This is a genomic window from Psychrosphaera algicola, from assembly GCF_028401425.1.
In the GTDB taxonomy this organism is placed as follows: domain Bacteria; phylum Pseudomonadota; class Gammaproteobacteria; order Enterobacterales; family Alteromonadaceae; genus Psychrosphaera; species Psychrosphaera algicola.
Genome location: NZ_JAQOMS010000002.1, coordinates 451,901 through 472,730, shown reverse-complemented (window position 1 = coordinate 472,730; position 20,830 = coordinate 451,901). Strand labels below are relative to the sequence as shown.

Below are 20,830 nucleotides of genomic sequence, written 5' to 3'. Positions count from 1 at the left end.
TAAAACTGAAAGCTGACAAAAACGGCGAACCATTTAATATAAGTAAAATAGAGTTAATAACCTTGATGCAATTGATAAGTTATGCGCACCTCGAATCTCAGTACGATTGTTCAAATACAACTGATATTCGACACTAGATAAGGTGCCGCCAACCGTGCAGTCAACATTCCATCTTCTTAATAAATACCCTGCCATGGCAGCGCGTACGCTAACAATTTTTTCCCATCAAGCATGCCGTAATCCATTTCTATCGCAGTGGGATGTTTGATGTTTTTAGGATGCGGTACAATTTCGAGCTGCAAAATATTTTGCCATGCGTCATCTGCGGTTTGTAATTCATGAACCCCGAGTTGGTTTGATCGAATCGATACTTTACTTATTCGTGTCAAAACAAAATCTCTAAAGCTGTTTGATTTTCGGTCGTAACCACGAACATGCCATCGTAACCCATTATCAATAATCGAGTGTGGTACAAAGTCTCTTGCCGCAGAACCACTGGACAACGAGGTATAGATCATATTTACAACATTACCGTTTAACATTGCTTGAACTAAACGTGCTATCACAAATATGTCGGGTACATTTAAGTGTGATGGTTGCTCTACTGGAAACTCTGTATTAGCTATCGAGTCGTAACCATCTGAAATTTGATTCGCAAGCTTTACTAAAGTTTTACGCGCATCATGCGGGAATAAAGGTTTGAATGTTTCTGCTTGAAAATAACGTTTAACTTTTGCGTCATAATATAAATTGTTTGGTGCATATTCTTTGTAAAGGTTGAAATCTCTTGTTCCAGCCGACAAACCAACTTCAAATTGGCTAATAAGGTCATTACGACATAGGTGTCCCTTAAAAAATAAAGAAAAGTCGATAAACGCTAAGCGTTGCTTTTGAGCGAAGGGAATATTTTCGAATTCTATATTTTTGTTTGTGGCCACACTATTTCCTTAAATGTTTCAATCGCTGAGATTACTGGAGTTTTGTTAATGTTAAGTATGTGATTTAAAATAAACCACATCAAAAGTAAAGTAAAGTCCTCGTTGTTAATTAGTAATTTGGTTTATTTTCTGAATTTAAACGAAACAAGTTGTTAAGGGTGGTTGAACATATTAAATACCCGATCACCAATAATTATAAAATGGCATTACTAAAGATCATGCCTCTTCATCACCTATGCCTTTAAAGTAGTTTCACGACACCAAATCCCGCTGAATTAGTATCGTTCACTGTATCAAACTGTAACCCTCACAAATTTAAATTACGTTACTAACGGTTCGTAACCACTTGGTAAACGAAGTTAGTTTAAAAGTTATTCACAGGTTAACTTTAGGCACTTATAAATACTTATAAATAAGAGTGTATCATAATGAGTCTCGTGGGTGGTTTCGCCCTGCACTTGTGGGTAAGTTCACGAAAGTCATTATAATCGGCATTCTTCCTGTTGGTAAATACATACTTAGTCGGTTATTAATTGCCACATATGAGTTATTTGTATACATATGTTGAGTTGTTTTTGTTGGTCTTCGGTTTGGTTTGTGTTATGGTGTACCAAAATGTTACATATATTTGGAGCCTGTTCTCATGCAAGAAAAACATCAAGGAAATAACCAAGCACTTCGTTATGACCAGTTACAACGGTTTAAATTTATAGAAACCCTCGCCTTGTGGGAGGGAGAATTAAGTACCAAACATTTATGTGATTATTTTGGAATTCAGAGACAGCAGGCTTCTAGAGATATAAAAATATACTTGCGGGAAATTGGACCTGAAACTTGGTTTATGATGCTTCGCTAAAACGATATGTTGTCACTCAAGGTTTTGCAGCAAAACTGATCGACGACAAATTAAATGACTATCTATATACGTTGGAACACTGCCGAACTGTTAACAACTCAAATTCAAGCAGTGCCAAAAAGCCACTTTATTTAGGTGTTAATATTGTTCATAACATTGAGTTTGGTCATCGTGCAATTTCTGCGGATGCGTTTAGAGAAGTATTAAATGCGTGCGTGCATTCTCATTGTCTTAATATCGATCATCGAACAATTAAATCACCAACAAGCGAAATGCAGCTCATCGCCCCCATTCTATTATTTTCATCAATCAACAATGGCATGTCAGAGCATATTGTTTTCGGGAATTATCGTTTCGTAATTTTGAATTACGTCATATACATGGAACACCCACTTATAATAGTGAGCAAAATATTAATACAGTAGAAATGGATGATGACTGGAACACACTTGTTAACATCAACGTAATTCCAGATCCGAGATTATCAGCGGTACAAAAGTTGGTAGTTGAAAACGAATTCGATATGGAATTTGGTAGTTTGTTAATAAATACCCGAGTTTGCTTTATTCCCTACTTATTTAAGCAACTCAATATTGATGTCAATATCACTCACCCTGATCCAACGGAACAGAAAATAGTGATAGAGAATTTAAATGCAATTAAACGATGGGTTTTTTAAACAGTCTTACCCAAACCACAATTATTGTAGGAAAGACTAAAAATGCGAAAAATTTGGACCTAATCTAACTTCTGAACTTGTCAATAATGGCAAATTATCATTTTATAAGTTGTGTTTACTTGGACCAATGTAAACTAAAATATTTGTTATTGCCTTCTATAAATTAATCCAGTTAAGTGAATGAAAGTAGTGTTAAAATGGTATCGCGTAACCATGTTGGTGTTGACTAACATCGACACTAAGTTATTGTAATATAAATTATTGTATGGCTCTTTGATTCCAGTAACTTTTTAGGTCCGTTATCTCTTGTGTGCCATCTTGATACGTCAAAATTACATTCCACGACATCATTGGTTCTGCGCACATGCCAAAAAAACCTCTGCTTGAGTTTCAGTTTTAGTTAATTTATTTAGCCTAACAGGAAGTCGCCCCATGTTCATATTTGTCGCAACAAGATAAACGGATTCTAAGGGTTTATTTGAACGTATCGTAAAGGGAATGAGTTGCTCTACAAATAAATGTTCCGTTTTAAACATCAGTGTGCTGTTTTTTGTGTTTCGTACAAGGCAACTATTGTGTTCCTCACAACTGATATTTTGAGACTCGTTAGGTGTTTTGGGATCGGGTGTGCACGCACCTAAGATATAACTGAAACTTATAAAAGTTAGTGTTTGAAATATAACAGATTGTTTTTTGAGCATTTGCACCAATTCTTTATTGATCTACAACAATAATATGTGTTTAGTCGCTGTTATTTTACCTCCAAAGCCATTATCATTCACCCTCCCAAAAGAACTTAAGTTTATCTTTTTAGGATTAATCTCCAATATTTGGATTTTGGGTCTAGAATAATAACCTTAAACAACTATTTTCACCCCCAAGTGGAATTTTAAAATATGACAACAACAAACATTGCTCACCCAGAGTACAATTACAAGGTTGTTAAGCAATTTGCTTTAACAACTGTTTTGTGGGGTATTGTAGGAATGACGGTTGGTGTATTGATTGCAGCGCAATTGATATGGCCCGCATTAAACTTCGATACACCATGGTTAACTTTCTCTCGACTTCGTCCTCTGCATACCAATGCGGTAATTTTCGCGTTTGGTACGAGCGCTCTATTTGCTACATCTTATTATGTTGTGCAGCGTACTTGTAAAGTTCGCATTATTAGCGACAAAGTCGCGGCATTTACATTCTGGGGTTGGCAGGCCGTTATTATTTCAGCTGTGATCACATTGCCGCTTGGAATTACAACGTCTAAAGAATATGCAGAGTTAGAATGGCCAATCGACATACTGATTACGTGTGTATGGTTAGCTTATGCTTATGTATTTTTAGGCACGTTGGCGATTCGTAAAACAAGCCATATATATGTAGCGAACTGGTTTTATGCCGGTTTCATTATCACCGTTGCGGTTTTACATTTAGTAAATAGCGCTGCAATACCTGTACATTTGTTTAAATCATATTCAATGTACTCAGGTGCAGTTGATGCAATGGTACAGTGGTGGTATGGACACAATGCGGTTGGTTTCTTACTAACAGCTGGTTTCCTTGGCATGATGTATTATTTTGTACCAAAACAAGCAGAGCGTCCGGTTTATTCGTATCGTTTGTCAGTTGTTCACTTTTGGGCGTTAATTTCGCTTTATATTTGGGCTGGTCCGCACCACTTACATTACACAGCACTTCCAGATTGGACTCAATCTTTAGGTATGGTGATGTCAGTTATACTCTTTATCCCATCATGGGGCGGTATGATCAACGGTATCATGACCTTGTCAGGTGCTTGGCATAAATTGAAAACCGACCCGGTTTTACGTTTCTTAATCGTTTCTCTTTCATTCTACGGTATGTCGACGTTTGAAGGTCCAATGATGGCGATTAAGTCGGTAAATGCCCTTTCACACTACACTGACTGGACTATCGGTCACGTTCATTCTGGTGCGTTAGGTTGGGTTGCGATGATCTCTATCGGAGCGCTTTATCATTTAATTCCTCGTCTTTACGGTTTAACCCAAATGATTGACCTTAAATTGGTTAATGTTCATTTCTGGTTACACACAGTCGGTGTAGTACTTTATATCGTTGCTATGTGGATATCGGGTGTTATGCAAGGTCTAATGTGGCGTGCGGTAAACTCAGACGGTACATTAACATACAGTTTTGTACAGAGTCTTGAGGCTTCTTACCCATTCTATTTTGTTAGATTCTTAGGCGGCCTGTTTGTTGTAGCCGGTATGCTTGTAATGGCTTATAACGTCATTAAAACAGTTCGCAGTTCATCTAAGCAACCTGTTGCTGAAGCACAAGCTGTATAAGGAGCAATTATAATGGCAAATCATCACGAGAAGATTGAAAAAGCGTCACGTTAATGGCTATATTAACTGTTGTCGCGATTAGCTTTGGTGCGCTAGTTGAAATTACTCCACTAATGTTTCAAAAGATACGACCGAACCCGTTGCTGGATTACGAGCTTTAACGCCATTGGAAATGGAAGGCCGTGACATATACATCCGTGAAGGGTGTAATAACTGTCACAGCCAAATGATCCGTCCATTCCGCGCTGAAGTAGAACGTTACGGTCACTATTCTGTTGCAGGTGAATCAGTTTGGGATCACCCTTTCCTTTGGGGTTCAAAACGAACTGGCCCTGACCTTAGCTCGAGTAGGTCAACGTTATTCAGACGATTGGCACTATGCCCATTTAATGGATCCTCGTTCTGTTGTTCCACAGTCTAATATGCCTTCATTTAAATGGTTAGATGAAAACCTGTTGACTGGTGAACACATTGCAAAGAAATTTGAAGTCTTTAACAGATTAACTTCAGGCAAAACTCATAAAGATGCAGAGGGTAACTACATTCCTTTGTACTCTGCAGAAGACATTGCTGGTGCGAAAGCCGCCGTTGAAGGTAAAACTGAAATGCAGGCTCTAATCGCTTATTTGCAACAACTAGGTACTCATCTTAAGTAATGACTATGGATTACGGTACTTATAGAGGCATTTACACATTAATTTTATTAGTTTTATTTTTGCTTATCGTTTACTGGGCTTACGGTAAAAAACGTAAGAATAAATTTGACGACATCGCCAGTTCTATTCTTGAAGACGACGTTGAAGATAAGAAAAATAGTAAGGAGTCATAAAAATGGTCATGACTGAGTTTTGGCATTGGTGGGTAATAATACTCACTGTTACTTCATTAGTTCTTTGCTTTTGGATAATTACCATTAACTTAAAGAACTACACCCACGTAGGCGAAGGCGAGTCTATGGGGCACGAGTTTGACGGCATCGAGGAAATGAACAACCCTCTACCAAAGTGGTGGACGTATATGTTCTATTTCATTCTTGTTTGGTCAATTGGTTACCTCTTCTTATTTCCTAGTTTAGGAAACTATGAAGGTGCTTTGGGTTGGAAAAGCTCGAACCAAGGTATAGTGACTATGGCTGAGTCTAAAAAGCTGGCACAAATAGCAAAAGACGAAGGCTTACTTGTTCAATTAAACCAAGAAGAAGTTGTTGCAGAAGAACTTTACGGTCCTATCTTCAAAGCAATGGCAGATACGCCAATTTTGGAATTAGCATACAACGACGACGCGTTTAAAGTTGGTCAACGTTTGTACTTACAAAACTGTGCGCTTTGTCATGGTTCTGATGCCCGTGGTTCACGTGGTTTCCCTAACTTAACTGACAGTGATTGGTTGTATGGTGGAGCTCCTGAAACAATTAAAGCGACTTTGATGCATGGTCGAGTTGGTGCGATGCCAGCTTGGGAAGCGTCACTAGGTGAGCAAGGTGTTCAGGAAATGACTGAATACGTTCTAAAGCTTGCTGGTCGTAAAGTTAACGATAAGTTAGCAGAAGCAGGTAAAGCTAAGTTTGTCATGTGTGCGGCATGTCACGGTCAAGATGGTCGTGGTTCAGTTGCTCACGGTCTGTCGTTTGGTGCACCTAACCTTACGGATAACGTTTGGTTGTATGGCGGTTCACGTCGTGCAGTTGAAGAGTCTATTCGAAGTGGTCGTAATGGTGTTATGCCAGCATGGAAAGACATTTTAGGCGCGGATAAAGTACACGTTATCTCTGCTTATATATATAGGAAGTCCCACCCTAATCAGTAGGACTTCAGAAAAAGCCTCTTCGGAGGCTTTTTTTACTATTAATTCAGAAGTACATTCCCCACATTAATGTCTTTCTAAATTAAACGTATTATTGCAATTCTAACTATGTTCTAACTAGATTTTAGTAAAACATCTGTTAGGTTCGTACTCCCCAATTAGGAAATTTTAATGAATTTAAAACAAGATATTTGGTATAAAAACCCGTACGTATGGTTGGTTATAACTTTACCGATGACGGCGGTAATCGGTGGTATTGCTACAGTGATCATTACAAGCATGAACCAACCAGATATGGTTGTAGATGACTACTACAAAAAAGGTAAGGCCATTAATTTAGAACTTAAATTATACAAACAAGCGGAAGCATTGGGCATTGAAATGTCTACGGTCATTACCGACCAAAAGATTACACTGGAAAATCCTTATAACCTTCCCGCGGTTAAAATTAAGCTAGTTCACTCTACGTTAAAATATCGCGACCTAGATTTCATTGCGACACCAAACGCTAAGGGACAACTTACTGCACCGGTTGAACATGATATTTCAGGTAAATGGCAAGTGTTCATCGAACCTATGGATGGCAGCTGGAAACTTCGAAAAGAAATCGCTCTTCCAAACAGCAATACAATACTAATTAAATAAAACTAATTGACTGGTAATGACAAAAAAACTGCGTGTTTTCATTGTGGTGAATCGATTCCGGCAGGTGAAAGCCCCCTATTCGCCCAGCTTAATACCGAACAACAGCAAGTATGTTGTAATGGGTGTAAAGCGGTTAGTGAGCACATTTATCAAAGTGGTCTAAGTGTTTATTACCAGTACCGAACTGAACTTGGCAATAAACCCGATACTTCTGATAGTAGTGATTTTGAAGTTTATAATCAGGCTGAATATCTTGATTTAATTTGTGAGAACCTCCAAGAGACGACAAAACGGATCACGTTAAGTGTCGACAATATTCACTGTGCCGCATGTGCTTGGTTAATTGAACATTCATTATCGCCACTTGATGGCATAATCAAAGTTAATGTAAACACGATTAGCGAGCGAGCGACAATTGAATGGGACCAAAATATAATCCACCTTTCGCAACTCCTTTCAAAACTTAAATCTATTGGCTACGCAAGCACACCATTTTCGGTCACTGATGCTGAAAAAAACATCAAACGTCAGGAAAAACAATACATTAAACGATTAGGCGTTGCTGGGTTGTTCACCATGCAAGTCATGATGCTCGCTTTTGCTATGTATTTTGGCGCCTTTTCGACAATGGAGTCGCACCAAACAAGTTACTTTAAATGGATCAGTTTTGCGCTATGCATCCCAGTTGTATTCTATTCAGCGTTGCCGTTCTTAAGGGGGCAATAACCGCGGTTAAATCTCGCCACTTATCTATGGATGTTTCCGTCGCGGTCGCTATTTACGGTGCTTTTTTATTAGCTTTTTTCAGCTATTAAAATATGGTTTTGATGGTAATCGTGGGGAGGTATATTTCGAAAGTATTTCGATGTTTACCTTGTTGTTACTCATTGGAAAATACCTAGAGTTTAAAGCAAAAAGTCGAGCAATATTGTCCAATGCAAATCTAAATAAATCGCTCCCTATTTTTGCCAATCGATTTGAAAACGGTCAGATAACAACGGTATTAATTCAAAAATTAAATATTGGAGACACCATAGTAGTAAAACCTGGTGAACAGTTTGCCGTGGACGGTAAAATAGTTAATGGCGAAACAACAGTCAATGAATCTGTTTTAACTGGTGAATTTTCTCCAATATTTAAACATTTTGGTGATCCTGTGTTGGCCGGCAGTATTAACAACGATGGCAATATTAAAGTAGAAATTACGGCGTTAGGGTCTAATACAACATTAGCTAAGATTGGTCAGTTACAGGAAGAATTTACCAAACACCGTCCTAAATTAAGTCAATTTGCCGACAAAATTGCTCACTATTTTGTTATTGGACAACTAATAATTGCATTTATTACTTATTTGATTTGGTTGAATGTAAGTCCAGACGACGCTATATGGATAAGTTTATCGGTTTTAGTTGCTACCTGCCCCTGTGCGTTAAGTTTAGCAACACCAACGGCCTATACCTGTATTTTAAGTAAGTTAAATCGTAAGGGTATCTTAGTTAAAGATGCATTAGCATTTGAACAATTGACAGAAATAACCCATGTTGCTTTTGATAAAACAGGTACATTAACAACAGGCCGATTTGAAATAAACGCAAATGGTACAGAATTATCCTCAGAATTTACGACAGAATTAGCGGCTGCGGTTTACTTATTACAATGTCATTCTGAACACCCTATTGCTAAAGCGTTTACCACCGAAAACTTAGGTATTCTCAATCGTGATATTGGCACAATAAACTTAACGGACATTGTAAGTCATATTGGCCAAGGTATTTCGGCAACTTATAATGAAAAGACCTTAAAAATAGGGACTCCGGAGTTTATCGGGTCGACTTTACATTTGCCAAAAAACCGTACAGTGCAAAATGTATTGGTTAGTTATGACAATAGGTTATGCGCACAGTTTAGTGTTACGGATAACCTAAAACCAGATAGTGAAATAACAATAAGTAACCTAAAACAAAAAGGGTTAACTACCTTGTTAGTTACCGGTGACCCATCTGAATCTGGTAATGTGATCGGCAAAAAGCTTAACTTTGATCATATCTATACAGGGTGTGATCCTAAATCAAAAGCGGATAAGATTGTGTCATTGCAGTCAGAGGGCAATAATATTTTGATGATCGGGGATGGAATTAACGACGCACCCGTTTTTGGGGCGTCTAATGTATCCATTGCAATGTCTAGTGGTGCAGACATGACTAAACACTCTGCTGATATCATAGTACTTAACAATAAATTAACGGCTGTTGAAACGCTTTTAACAGCGGCATTAGAAACAAAACAGACAATCCGTAATAACCTGTATTGGTCTTTAATTTACAATATGATTATTTTACCAGTGGCCATGTTAGGATTGGTGCCACCTTATATTGCAGTGCTCGGTATGTCGGCAAGTTCAATATTGGTCGTATCGAATTCACTAAAACTATTACGGGATTAAAACGTTGCAAGTAATTTACTACCTAATACCGGTTGCTCTGATATTTTTAATCATCGGTGTAATTGCATTTTTTGGGCAACAAAAAACGAGCAATTCGACGACATTGAAAAACATGGTTTGTCCATTCTAATGGATGAAGACGACAACACGACAAAACCTAAAGACAATGAATGAAGTCATAACTGCGTTAATAATGGGTCTAACCGGCTCAGTTCATTGTTTAACTATGTGTGGTTCATTATCTGTTGCTCTTGGATTTTCAATCCCAAAACAGAAAACTTTTTGGCTATATGCGTTATTTGTTAGCCTCGGTCGTGTATTTGGGTACGGTCTTATTGGGCTACTTGCTAACCTATTAACACAGTCGATCGTTGTCGCAAGTTCAGGTACGGTATTTTATCTATCAATGTTATCCGGTGTATTAATAGTCGGTATCGGATTGCATATAGCTAATATTAGTAATATCGTCACAAAGTTAGAAAAACTTGGTACGTTTATCGACATTTGGTTAGCGCCGCTAAAGAAAAACTGATGCCAATTGACACGATTCCCAAATGTTTAGCCTATGGTTTATTGTGGGGCTTCTTACCCTGTGGTCTTGTTTATACAGCACTGAGCTTAGCAATTGTCAGTCCGAGCCCAATAACGGCTTTTTCAGTAATGACAATATTTGGATTGGCTACTTTACCTACCGTCGTCGGTATGACTGTTTTTTCTAATCACCTCTCTCGTATTTTTAGCCATAGCTACACTAAAATCATATTGGGTTTAATAATTACTTTCGCTGGGCTATATCAAATTAGTAACGCTTTTTATAAACTAAACGCATTGAATGTTTAAAAGTCGTGATAACGCAATGCAAACTCCTTGTAATACTTTTTCGATAAGTTGTGCTAACTGCAATCTAAGCCAGTTATGCATACCGTTTTCATTAAACGATGATGAACTCAATACATTAGACAATGCTATTGATCGCAAAAACCGTTCCATAAAGGTGATGTGTTATTTGAAGCAGGCGCAAAATTTACAAGTCTTTTTGCCGTCAGATCAGGAAGTTTCAAGTCGTACTTAATTGACAAGCAAGGTGTATCACAAGTTACTGCTTTTCATTTACCTGGGGATGTCATTGGCTTTGACGCCCTTGCAGAGCGGACGCATCAAACCTTTAGCACGGCATTAGAGACTTCTATGGTTTGTGAGATCCCATTTACATTAATGGATGATTTGTCGAACCAGATGCCCAAATTGCGTCAACAAGTGAACCGCTTGATGAGTAATGAAATTAGCCATGATCAATCGATGTTTATGCAACTAAATAAACGTACAGCAGAAGAACGTGTCGCTCGATTTATTGTGGATATGGCTAATCGATTTAGCCAACGAAATCTATCCAAACAGTCATTCCGTTTGTCTATGACTCGCGCTGACATTGGCAATTATCTAGGGTTAACCGTTGAGACTGTATCTCGTATCTTTAGTAAGTTTCAAAAACAGATGATGATAAAAGTGGATGGCAAATTAATTGAAATAATTGATTTTGACAATTTGAATCAACTTTAAAAAACTCTTAAAATAATTAGAAGCTTTTGCATTATTGACTACAATTAAAGTAAGAAAATCATTAAGGTGAATTTCATATGAGTCAATTTAGCAAATTATTAGTTGTTATCGATCCAGCAGAAGATAACCAAAAAGCACTTTCCCGAGCTCTGCAGTTAGCGTCATGCGTTTCAAATTGTAATGTGACGCTCTTCCTCACAATTTATGATTTTTCCTATGAAATGACAACTATGTTGTCGCCAACAGAACGCGAGTCAATGAGAAATGCGGTTATTCAAGATCGGAAAGATTGGTTAAACCAATTGGTAATCGAAGCACAGGGCACGAGCAGTCTAATTGATATCATCGTTGTCTGGCACAACCGCCCTTATGAAAGCATTATTAGAACCGTAATAGAGGGTGATTTTGACCTAGTAGTTAAAGCCACTCACGAACATGATATTTTAAAATCAGTGATCTTTACGCCAACTGATTGGCATCTACTACGTAAGTGCCCCTGTAGTGTATTGTTAGTCAAAGAACATCAATGGCCTGACCACGGTCAAATATTAGGTGCTATCAACGCAGGTACTGACGACATCGATCATATGAAGCTCAACGAATCTATTGTTGAACATGCCCATTATATGAGTGACTTGCTAAACGCTGAAGTCAATTTAGTTAATGCTTTCCCACCTACCCCTATGAATATTGCAGTAGAAATACCAGAATTTGATGTTATTGAATACCAAAATTCAATGCAGGAGCATCATAACGCGGCAGTCAAAAAATTTGCTAAGCAACATGGTGTACCAATGGAAAACGTCTATTGCGAAGAAGGTATGCCTGAAGATGTTATACCTAAGATAAGTGAACAAATAGACGCTGAGCTTGTTGTCATCGGTACAGTAGGTCGAAGTGGCTTAAGCGCCGCATTGATTGGCAATACAGCGGAACATGTTATCGATAATATCGATTGCGATTTATTAGCATTAAAACCCCCGGCTTTGTAAGTAGTGTTAAACCACTATAAGTAAGTTTGCGTTGTGTTGACCAATAATCAATTTATCTTTGCTGATACAAAATATATAATGCGCGCCTTAGTTTTTGAGGGTAATTATGGCGACTTCAGTTCAAGCAAAAGAAAAATACAACTTTAACAAACTGCAAAAACGTTTGCGTAGAGATGTCGGTAAGGCAATTGCAGATTTTAATATGATCGAACACGGCGATCGCGTTATGGTTTGTTTATCAGGTGGCAAGGATAGCTATGCTATGTTGGATATCTTGATGAGCCTGCAACGTTCTGCACCCATTCAATTTGAACTAATCGCAGTTAACTTAGATCAGAAGCAGCCTGGTTTTCCTGCCCAAGTTTTACCTAACTACTTAGAAGAACTTGGCATTGAATACAAAATTGTCACTGAAGACACTTATTCAATCGTGATGGATAAAATACCAGAAGGTAAAACAACCTGTTCTTTATGTTCTCGTCTAAGACGTGGGATTTTATATAGGACTGCAAAGGAGCTTGGCGCAACTAAAATTGCGTTGGGTCATCACCGAGACGATATTTTAGAAACTATGTTTTTGAACATGTTTCACGGTGGTAAATTAAAATCTATGCCGCCAAAGTTAAAAAGTGATAATAAAGAACATGTTGTCATTCGTCCGCTTGCGTACGCAAAAGAGAAAGACATTCAACGTTTTGCCGACGCTAAACAATTCCCTATCATTCCATGTAATCTTTGTGGCTCACAAGAAAACCTGCAGAGACAAAACATCAAAGAGATGTTAAACAGTTGGGACAAACAATTCCCGGGCCGCATTGAAAGTATGTTTAAAGCATTGCAAAATGTTGTTCCAAGTCACCTTGCTGACAACGAATTATATGATTTTAAAACCTTAAGTCAGGAAGTAGATGAAGGTGATATTGCGTTTGATGCACCTGAAATTCCTTCGTTTGTAATTGACGACGATGTGATCGATGATGACAGCACAGTCACTCAATTTGTTGAATTAAGTTAAAGACAATAAAAAAGCCACTGTAAAGTGGCTTTTTGATCTATTTGCAACCGTTATCGCATCGCTGAAGATAAACCTTATCAGGCAATAAAGTAGTATTTATTTGGGCTCAATTTTAGCCCAAGAATCACGTAAACCAACAGTCTTGTTAAATACTAAATTTCCGGCTTCATTCTTAGTTCCATCGTTACAGAAATAACCTAATCGTTCAAACTGGAATGCTTGCTGAGCTTGGCTTTCAAGTAAACTTGGTTCAATAAATCCGTTGCGGATAATTAATGAGTCTGGATTTAAGATCTCATCAATTGATTCTGCAGCCGCTGGATTTGGAACGGTAAATAGACGGTCATAATCTCGAATTTCGGCTGGAACACCTTCGCTCGCTGACACCCAATGGATAACGCCTTTAGCCTTGCGGCCATCCGCAGGCAACTTACCTAACGTAGTATCGTCATAAGTACAATAAATTGTCGTGATTTCGCCGTTTTCATCTTTATCACAGCGTTCTGCTTTGACGAAATAAGCATTACGTAAACGAACTTCCTTACCAATGACTAGACGTTTGTATTTTTTGTTGGCTTCCTCACGAAAATCTTCGCGTTCAATAAATACTTCACGAGTAAATGGCAATTTACGACTGCCCATGTCTTCGTTGTTGGGATGATTTGGTGCGTCTAACCATTCAACACTGTCAGTTGGGTAGTTTTCGATAACCACTTTTATCGGATCTAAAACAGCCATTGCGCGAGGTGCATTTTCATTTAGGTCATCTCGGATACAGGCTTCTAACATGCCCATTTCGACCGTGTTTTCCATCTTAGTCACACCAATACGTTGGCAAAACTCTTGGATAGCTGCTGCCGTATACCCTCTACGACGTAAACCCGCAATAGTTGGCATTCTAGGATCATCCCAGCCACTCACGTAATTTTCTGTTACTAACGTATTTAGCTTACGTTTACTCATCATCGTGTATTCAAGGTTTAGTCTTGAAAACTCATATTGATGTGGGCGCGACTCTATAGTGATATTATCCAAAACCCAGTCGTAAAGACGACGATTATCTTGGAATTCTAGCGTACATAAAGAATGCGTAATGTTTTCAATCGCATCAGAAATACAGTGAGTAAAATCGTACATTGGGTAAATGCACCATTTGTCGCCAGTTTGGTGATGATTAGCATATCGAATACGATAAATAACAGGATCACGCATACACATGAAGCTGCTCGACATATCTATTTTAGCTCGTAAGCAGCACTCACCTTCTTTGTATTTCCCATCGCGCATATCATGAAAATGTTTGAGGTTTTCCTCAATGGATACGTCGCGATATGGGCTGTTTTTACCTTGATGATGTAAGCGTACCTCGCATTGAGCGAATTTCTTCTTGATTAGAAAACTCTACATACGCGAGGCCTTTGGAGATGAGTTCTTCTGCAAAACCAAAAAGCTGGTCAAAATAATTAGAAGAATAGCGGACTTCATCGTGCCACTGATAGCCTAACCAGTTAACGTCTTTTTTATTGCGTTTACGTAGTCAATGTCTTCTTTTTCAGGATTTGTATCATCAAATCGCAAGTTACAAAAACCGTTATAATCTTTTGCAATACCGAAATTAAGCACAATAGATTTTGCATGCCCGATGTGCAAATAACCGTTTGGTTCTGGCGGAAAACGGGTATGAGTTGTTTGATGTTTTCCTGCTTCTAAATCTGCATCAATTATATTTCTGATAAAGTTCGTCGGACGAGCTTGCATCTCTGCCATTGATAGTGCCTTTTTAACTAAATAATTGCCAAGAGTATACCACTGCTGGTATTAAGTATGCCAAGTGTAAATAGTTCATTAGCTGATATTTTAAGCACTTAACAAAATTAACCAGTTTTTGACAAAAATCACCAACTCATCTACGTTTTTTGTTTATTGTAAATCACTGAATATTTTTATCTTATTGTATTTAATGTGTTTTTTAGTTGGCATTAAGATTGCCTTTAAAGTCATTATTAAACTAAATATGTCGCGTTAATGTTATCGTTTGCGACAATCACTAAATTGCACCATTTTTTATTAAAGGAAACATTATGAAACTATTGGCCCTAACGACACTTGTCGCAGCAACTCTTTTGTCTCACCCTATTCTCAAGCTGCCAATGTATCTATGGATAATCATTGTGATCTTGAATTAAACAACGCGCTAACAATTACGCCAAAGCATATTCTTATCAAAAATGAAGATGAAACTCTTATCGACATCTATGACGATAAAATGGTGTTTGTCAGAGGCGATTTAATCGAATTAGACAGCAAACAGCAAAAACTTGTAACAGAATATGCAGCGTCGTTGCGTGCGGCCATTCCAGACATTGGTGAAATTGCAATCGAAGCCGTTGATATAGCGTTTCAAGGTATACAAGCGGCGTTTGGCCAAATGCCTGAAAATTCTAAATTAAGCAGTAAATTTGATGAAATAAAGACAAAGATAAAAGATAAGTATGAAAGTGAAGACAGCCATTATTCGTTTTCTAATGGCGAATTTAATCATCAGATTGACGGCAGTGGTATAGACGAATCTGTGGAAGAGTTAATGGAAGATATGATCCCTAGCTTAATTGGTGGCCTTATCTCTAATATTGGTAACTCTATTGCAAATGGAGAATCGTCTTTTAGCGATTTAGATAATCTAGATGACCGTATTGAACAAGAAATAGAATCACGAGCGGATGAAATTGAAATAAAGGCCAACAAGTTTTGTGAAAAATTAAAACTGGTCGATAAAATGGAAGATGAATTAACGGCGTCAAATAGTAAATTTGCTAACTTTGATTTAATCAAAATTAATGAAAATGACGATTACGAAGACCGCTAAATAGCTTGTCCTACGATATAAATAAACGAGGAGCGTTACTCATCGTTTATGATCATTTAATTTACCCGCATCAGCTAGAAGACTTGTTATTAACAAGTCTTCTATTTTTCGTAAGTTAACAACTTCAAAATCAATATAATGCAGCTTGTTTACGACAACTGACAATTGGTTATGCTCTAAGTAGCAATCTAACGACACACGTTTGTTAAAGTCAATTTCAGGGAAGCTGTTAGATTTGCATATAAAGGTGAGGTTAGGTGTTTTTCGTTTCGTACAGGTCTTGTCAGTAGGTATGGTATCTACTGTTTGATTAAACATCGCAGTTACATTTACTAAGTTGGCTTTGTTATGAAGTTTTTAAATACAAAATCGGTGAGTTCCGTTGTAACGAATATGACTGGTTTAATATGATGTTGGTAGCGGTTAACTAAATACAAACCATCTAATTCTGTCAATTGATCCAGTCGTGTTTTTACGTCCACATAGGCGTTAAGATCGTTAAATAATGCAATAGACAATAATTTTGTTAACGTTTCAAGTTGACTTAAAGATGTGCTTTGCGCTAACAGGACATCTGTAAAAGAAGTTATATTAGTTAACGGGACTGATAGATGTCCTGCGCTATGAGACTTTGCTTTTACCATATCGTAATGGTAATTGAGTAACACTGCTTGATTTGCCATGGGGTTGCCTAAAACCTTAGCCAAGACATAAACAACGTAATAAATAAGTTTGTTGTCTCACTTCGTTGCAGTTTGGCGGGTAAGTTCACTATTGCATAAAAATCATACAATAGTGGTGCCAACATCTCAGCCAAATATCTATCTTATTAATTTAGAATAGATATTTTGTGATTATTTCACTGTAGGTAATTTTAACGGCTAATAAGATCAATACCCACCCCATTACTCTGTCAAAAATATAGGCATGTCCGTTAAAAAATTCACGAACTTTTGGTCGAGTTAATATTAGTGATAAAAAACAAAACCACGCGGTTGTTGCTAATGCGAGATAAACGCCATATAACCCTTTAATAATTAATGGTGTTTCAGCGCTGACGACAACGGTAAACAACGAGAGAAAAAATATGGTTGCTTTCGGATTAAGGCCGTTTGTTAGAAAACCTAAGTAAAACGCCCTTTTTCCACTAATTTCTACAACGTTATTGTCAATTACCTGCTCGTTTGTTTTAACATTTTTAGATGAACGAATAGCACCAAAACCCAAGTACAACAAAAAACCTGACGCAAAAAGAATTAGAAGATCATACAACCAAGGTGTTGAACTGATAATAAGCCCAATGCCCATTAGTGCATACGCTACATGAATGAATATCGCAGTACCAACACCAAGACTGGTGATAATCGCTATCCGTTTACCATAGTTAATAGAATGTTTTAACACGATTGCAAAGTCTGGTCCTGGACTGGCAACTGCAAAAAAGTGGGCTGTTGCAATCGTTAAAAACTCTATTAAAAGACTAGAACTGTCCATTAACTTAACACTTTATCTAACATTTGAATTGGATGACTTAGTTCGACACCATCGAGACGTTTAACTTGGCTTCGACAAGAGAATCCTGTCGCCAAAATAAGTTCTGGCTTCTCCTGCGCAACTGCATGTTTCCAACTTAAGTTATAAATTGTTTTTGACGTTTCTTGATGTTGTTTTTCATGCCCAAATGTTCCTGCCATACCACAACACCCCGTGTTTCTAATATTAAGGTTGAGGCCAACTTTGTTAAAAATACTCACCCAATGTTTTTCAACTCCATTGATTATCGACTTTTCTGTACAATGCGCTAATAACGTGTAGGTGGCTTGACTTTGCAGGCTTGGTGTTACCTCAACTTCCACATCGACGTCCTTTAACCATTCGCTTAGTACCATGACATCAAATTTTACCGCGTCTTTACCGAGTGCTTTTACGTATTCATCACGATAGGCAAATACTAAAGAAGCATCTAGACCAATCATCGGTATGTTGTGCTGTGCAACTTTATTAAAAAACGTTGTGGCTTTAGCCGCGATACGTGCAAATTTAGAAACAAACCCTTTAACGTGGGCTGGTTTACCATTGGCATAAAAAGGTAAAACAATTGGCAAATATCCAAGTTTTGTTAGGACTGAAACAGTATCAACAACTAAGCTACTTTCATAAGCACTGGTAAATGGGTCTTGAACGATAAAAACAGCACGTTGTTTTTGTTGTTCGCTAAGCGCATTTACCCGTTCAGGTGAATACCAATTTTCATTGGCAATCGCTTTTCTTAAATTGTCGCCAAACTTAGGCGCATCAACATACCCAACAAGGTTACGCGTTACCCAAGCGCTAATAGGATTGTGCATAATTAGGTTGCCAACAGATGGCGTTCTACTAAGTAAAGGTAATAACCCTTCTACGTTAGCCACAAGATGATCGCTAATTGGTCTTAGGTATCGTGAATAATACGCTTCGATAAATTTAGTTCGGAACGTGGGCACATCAACTTTAATTGGACAGGCTGTTGTACAGGCTTTACATGCTAAACATTCGTCCATGCTAGCTTTAACTTCATGGTTAAAGTCGTAGTTGCCGAGTTTTGCACCAGCGGTTCTAAATACCTTATATGGGAATGTTAAAAGCTGCGTAAAACCAGTGCGATACATTTCCCGATTATCAGCACTAAACGTATTGCCTTGTAATCTGAGCCATTCACGCATTAATGAAGCTCGTCCTTTTGGTGAGTAACGACGGTCGTTGCTCGCTTTATAAGAAGGACACATTGGCGATGATGTATCGTAGTTAAAACATTGCCCATTACCATTGCAATTAACGGTGGTTTCAAACTCTGTTTTTATTTCAATTGGAATTTGTTTATCAAATGAAGCGCGTTTTACCGCATCAACCGAAACCATCTTGTCTGTCGATTTGTATGGTGTACAAATTTTACCCGGGTTCAGTCTGTTTTGTGGGTCAAACTGCGCTTTAATTTTTTGAACTTCAGCGAATAACTTTTCGCCAAAAAATGCAGGGCCATATTCACTACGATAGCCTTTACCATGTTCACCCCACATTAAACCACCGTATTTTGCAGTTAATGCGACGACCTTATCGGAAATCGTACGCAGTAAGGTTTCTTGTTCTGGATCGGTTAAGTCTAAAGCCGGTCGTACGTGTAATACACCGGCGTCGACATGGCCAAACATACCGTAGTCTAATTTGTAACTGTCTAATAACTGACGAAATTCTGCGATATAATCGGCTAAATTTTCTGGTGGCACTGCTGTATCTTCTGCAAATGCGATTGGCTTTTTATTACCGTTGGTATTACCTAGCAAGCCTACGGCCTTTTTACGCATTCCATAAATACGTTGTATTGCGCCTAAGTCGTTGATGACTTGATAACCAATAACCCCGGCTTGTTCAGAACTGATGAGTTGGTCTAATCGAGCACATAAACTCTCAACTTTGATTTGCTGCGACTCAGCAACTTCATCATTAAACTCAACAATGTTTAAGCCGTCCATCACTTTACCATAAGCACCGATTGAATGAGGTCAGACACGGTATCCCATACGACATCTTGTTTGGCCAAACCTAATACTTTTGAGTCTATAGTTTCTACCGAGGTTGCATGTGCTTCTACTAAAAATGGTGAGTTACGTAATGCAGAGTCAAAACTGTCGTACTTAACATTTATCAATGTTTTAAATTTGGCGATTGGGGTAATGTTCAGCTTTGCTTCTGTCACAAATGCCAGTGTACCCTCTGAGCCTGTAAGTACTCGAGATAAGTCAAAACTGGTCATGTCGTCGTTAAAAACATGTTCTAAATCGTAACCTGTTAAAAACCGGTTTAAACGTGGAAAAACGTTAAGGATTTCTTCTCTATGCTCGTAACCTGTTTTAAATACTTGAAGATAGAGCGGACTTAATGGCGACTTTTCTTCAATTATGGTTTTGACTTCGGTTACCGGTAAAGGTTTAGTCGAAAGCTTGTGTCCAGAAATTGTGACTGATTCTAATGCTAGTACGTGGTCGCTGGTTTTTCCGTACACTAAAGAGCCCTGCCCAGATGCATCTGTATTAACCATGCCACCAATTGTTGCGCGGTTAGATGTAGATAAATCCGGGGCGAAGAAATAGCCATATGGTCTTAGATAATCATTAAGTTGATCTTTAATAACTCCTGATTGAACACGGACCCATTTTTCATCAAGGTTAATTTCGATGATTTCACGCATATACCGAGACATATCTACGATGACATGCTCGGTTAAGGACTGCCCGTTTGTGCCGGTACCGCCACCTCGTGGAGAAAACTTAATGGCACTAAATTGCTTGTCGTTGGCTAATTGTGTAATGAGCAATAAATCATTTTCGTTTTTAGGAAACAAGGCAGCCTGTGGTAACTCTTGATAAATACTATTATCAGAGGCCAATGTAACGCGCGTAGCATACGTAGTATCGATATCACCGGAAAATGGTGTAGTGATGGATATTTTGTTGTCGGCGGCCTGCGTGGCGTCGGTAGACACGTTGAGTTGCGACAATTGACGACAAAAGTTGAAAACAATCGGAGAAAGCGTTTCTTGTTCAGTAATACGGCGGATCATATGCAAGACAAATTGTTGGATTTGAATTGAATTATATCGTTTTAAATTGAAATTGAAATTACCAAATTAGAATAAGTACTATCAAATGCAACGATGATTGTTTACCGGTCTA

General features: G+C 38.1%; 15 protein-coding genes and 7 pseudogenes. 16 read left to right on the top strand and 6 right to left on the bottom strand.

From position 1 onward, the window contains the following. Positions 1-33: 33 nt before the first annotated feature. A pseudogene (locus tag PN838_RS02500) lies at positions 34-920 on the bottom strand (WYL domain-containing protein). A 661-nt stretch (positions 921-1,581) separates the two neighbouring features. Between PN838_RS02500 and PN838_RS02495 the strand changes: the two are divergent. The 15 genes and pseudogenes from PN838_RS02495 to ttcA all read left to right on the top strand — a co-directional run bounded on the left by PN838_RS02495 (position 1,582) and on the right by ttcA (position 13,255). Next, positions 1,582-1,794, top strand: a complete 213-nt coding sequence (locus PN838_RS02495) for a BrxR family helix-turn-helix transcriptional regulator (RefSeq protein ID WP_272179670.1) — start codon at positions 1,582-1,584, stop codon at positions 1,792-1,794. After that, complete coding sequence (locus PN838_RS02490; protein ID WP_272179669.1) at positions 1,773-2,219, top strand: hypothetical protein; 447 nt, start codon at positions 1,773-1,775, stop codon at positions 2,217-2,219. Before PN838_RS02495 ends, PN838_RS02490 begins: the two co-directional genes overlap by 22 nt. Positions 2,220-2,221: 2 nt before the next feature. Then, on the top strand, positions 2,222-2,473 hold the full coding sequence (locus PN838_RS02485) for a BrxR family transcriptional regulator (RefSeq protein ID WP_272179668.1): 252 nt from the start codon (positions 2,222-2,224) through the stop codon (positions 2,471-2,473). Positions 2,474-3,369: 896 nt separating this feature from the next. Then, positions 3,370-4,797 carry a cytochrome-c oxidase, cbb3-type subunit I gene (ccoN, locus tag PN838_RS02480; RefSeq protein WP_215962950.1) on the top strand — a complete coding sequence of 476 codons (1,428 nt, stop codon included), beginning with the start codon at positions 3,370-3,372 and terminating at the stop codon, positions 4,795-4,797. Positions 4,798-4,809: 12 nt separating this feature from the next. Next, a pseudogene (gene ccoO, locus PN838_RS02475) lies at positions 4,810-5,453 on the top strand (cytochrome-c oxidase, cbb3-type subunit II). A gap of 5 nt (positions 5,454-5,458) precedes the next feature. Continuing rightward, positions 5,459-5,626, top strand: a complete 168-nt coding sequence (locus tag PN838_RS02470) for a CcoQ/FixQ family Cbb3-type cytochrome c oxidase assembly chaperone (RefSeq protein WP_215962948.1) — start codon at positions 5,459-5,461, stop codon at positions 5,624-5,626. Positions 5,627-5,634: 8 nt separating this feature from the next. Next, positions 5,635-6,603: a cytochrome-c oxidase, cbb3-type subunit III gene (gene ccoP / locus PN838_RS02465; RefSeq protein WP_272179667.1), complete on the top strand. Its 969-nt coding sequence runs from the start codon at positions 5,635-5,637 to the stop codon at positions 6,601-6,603. Between the two features lie 168 nt (positions 6,604-6,771). Then, positions 6,772-7,245: a FixH family protein gene (locus PN838_RS02460; protein ID WP_272179666.1), complete on the top strand. Its 474-nt coding sequence runs from the start codon at positions 6,772-6,774 to the stop codon at positions 7,243-7,245. Positions 7,246-7,251: 6 nt separating this feature from the next. Continuing rightward, complete coding sequence (locus PN838_RS02455; protein ID WP_272179665.1) at positions 7,252-7,971, top strand: heavy metal translocating P-type ATPase metal-binding domain-containing protein; 720 nt, start codon at positions 7,252-7,254, stop codon at positions 7,969-7,971. A gap of 10 nt (positions 7,972-7,981) precedes the next feature. Continuing rightward, positions 7,982-9,688, top strand: a complete 1,707-nt coding sequence (locus PN838_RS02450) for a heavy metal translocating P-type ATPase (protein WP_334313470.1) — start codon at positions 7,982-7,984, stop codon at positions 9,686-9,688. Between the two features lie 4 nt (positions 9,689-9,692). Then, positions 9,693-9,862, top strand: a pseudogene (ccoS, locus tag PN838_RS02445) (cbb3-type cytochrome oxidase assembly protein CcoS). After that, positions 9,822-10,528: pseudogene (locus PN838_RS26940) on the top strand (sulfite exporter TauE/SafE family protein). Before ccoS ends, PN838_RS26940 begins: the two co-directional pseudogenes overlap by 41 nt. 16 nt (positions 10,529-10,544) lie before the next feature. Then, a pseudogene (gene fnr, locus PN838_RS02435) lies at positions 10,545-11,248 on the top strand (fumarate/nitrate reduction transcriptional regulator Fnr). 77 nt (positions 11,249-11,325) lie between these two features. Beyond that, on the top strand, positions 11,326-12,240 hold the full coding sequence (gene uspE / locus PN838_RS02430) for a universal stress protein UspE (RefSeq protein ID WP_272179663.1): 915 nt from the start codon (positions 11,326-11,328) through the stop codon (positions 12,238-12,240). A gap of 106 nt (positions 12,241-12,346) precedes the next feature. Then, complete coding sequence (ttcA, locus tag PN838_RS02425; protein ID WP_215962940.1) at positions 12,347-13,255, top strand: tRNA 2-thiocytidine(32) synthetase TtcA; 909 nt, start codon at positions 12,347-12,349, stop codon at positions 13,253-13,255. A 96-nt stretch (positions 13,256-13,351) separates the two neighbouring features. Here the strand turns inward: ttcA and glnS are convergent. Beyond that, positions 13,352-15,022, bottom strand: a pseudogene (gene glnS, locus PN838_RS02420) (glutamine--tRNA ligase). 391 nt (positions 15,023-15,413) lie between these two features. On the opposite strand from glnS, the gene PN838_RS02415 reads away from it, so the two are divergent. Beyond that, positions 15,414-16,121: a DUF2884 family protein gene (locus tag PN838_RS02415; protein ID WP_272179662.1), complete on the top strand. Its 708-nt coding sequence runs from the start codon at positions 15,414-15,416 to the stop codon at positions 16,119-16,121. 39 nt (positions 16,122-16,160) lie between these two features. Here PN838_RS02415 and PN838_RS02410 read toward each other — a convergent pair whose 3' ends face one another. From PN838_RS02410 to ydiJ, 4 genes and pseudogenes are all read right to left on the bottom strand, one after another. Continuing rightward, positions 16,161-16,439, bottom strand: coding sequence for a hypothetical protein (locus PN838_RS02410; RefSeq protein WP_272179661.1), 279 nt, complete (start codon positions 16,437-16,439; stop codon positions 16,161-16,163). A gap of 14 nt (positions 16,440-16,453) precedes the next feature. Continuing rightward, the gene (locus tag PN838_RS02405; RefSeq protein WP_272179660.1) at positions 16,454-16,804 is read right to left on the bottom strand and encodes a hypothetical protein; all 351 of its coding nucleotides are present in this window, start codon (positions 16,802-16,804) and stop codon (positions 16,454-16,456) included. Positions 16,805-16,955: 151 nt separating this feature from the next. After that, entirely contained in the window at positions 16,956-17,615 is a 660-nt protein-coding gene (locus PN838_RS02400; protein ID WP_215962936.1) for a LysE family translocator, read from the bottom strand. Further along, positions 17,615-20,718: pseudogene (gene ydiJ / locus PN838_RS26935) on the bottom strand (D-2-hydroxyglutarate dehydrogenase YdiJ). Before ydiJ ends, PN838_RS02400 begins: the two are co-directional and overlap by 1 nt. Positions 20,719-20,830 lie beyond the last annotated feature (112 nt).